This is a genomic window from Burkholderia sp. E168m23 (assembly GCF_016586125.1).
GTDB classification, from domain to species: Bacteria; Pseudomonadota; Gammaproteobacteria; order Burkholderiales; family Burkholderiaceae; genus Burkholderia; species Burkholderia orbicola.
The window spans coordinates 1-737 of the sequence record NZ_BCPP01001603.1; the positions used below are offsets into that span (position 1 = coordinate 1).

General features: G+C 69.5%; 1 protein-coding gene. It reads right to left on the reverse strand.

From position 1 onward, the window contains the following. A partial coding sequence (gene lipB, locus JMF90_RS39155) for a lipoyl(octanoyl) transferase LipB (protein ID WP_236598158.1) occupies window positions 1-737 on the reverse strand: 737 nt, incomplete at both ends.

Genomic DNA, 737 nt, shown 5'->3' on the forward strand with positions numbered 1-737 from the left:
GCGGCTTGTCGGCGGCCGCGGATGCGCCGTCGAGGTTGGCGATCAGACGGCCCACCAGCGTGTGGGCGACGTCGTTCCAGTCGGCGGCAACCGCGAGGCTCGCCATGTCGACGGTTTCCAGTCCGGCATAGCCGCACGGGTTGATCGCGAGAAACGGGCGCAGATCCATCTTCACGTTCAGGCTCAGCCCGTGATAGCTGCAGCCGTTGCGGATCTTCAGGCCGAGGGCCGCGATTTTCGCGCCCTCGTGCACGCCGGATGCCACGTAGATCCCGGGCGCGCCCGCCTTGCGGACCGAAGCGAGATTATACGCCGCGAGGGTTTCGATCACGGCCTCCTCGATCTTCGTCACGAGCGTGCGCACCATCAGCTTGCGCCGGCGCAGGTCCAGCAGCAGATAGACGACGATCTGGCCGGGGCCGTGGTAGGTGATTTGTCCGCCGCGGTCGACCTTGACGAGCGGCACGCCGCTGTCGGCCACCAGCAGGTGCGCCGGGTCGCCGGCCTGGCCGAGCGTGTAGACGGGCGGATGCTCGACCACCCAGATCTCGTCGCCGGTGTCGGCCGTGCGCGTGTCGGTGAACGCGCGCATCGCGTCGAAGCTCGCGTCGTACGCCTCGCGGCCTCGCCACCTCACGGTGACCGGCTGGGCCGGCTGATCCGGCTGGGCCGGGGCGCCGGCGGGCGATGCGGAAACGGCGACAGGCGTGGACACGATGGAAACCGGCGAAACGGAC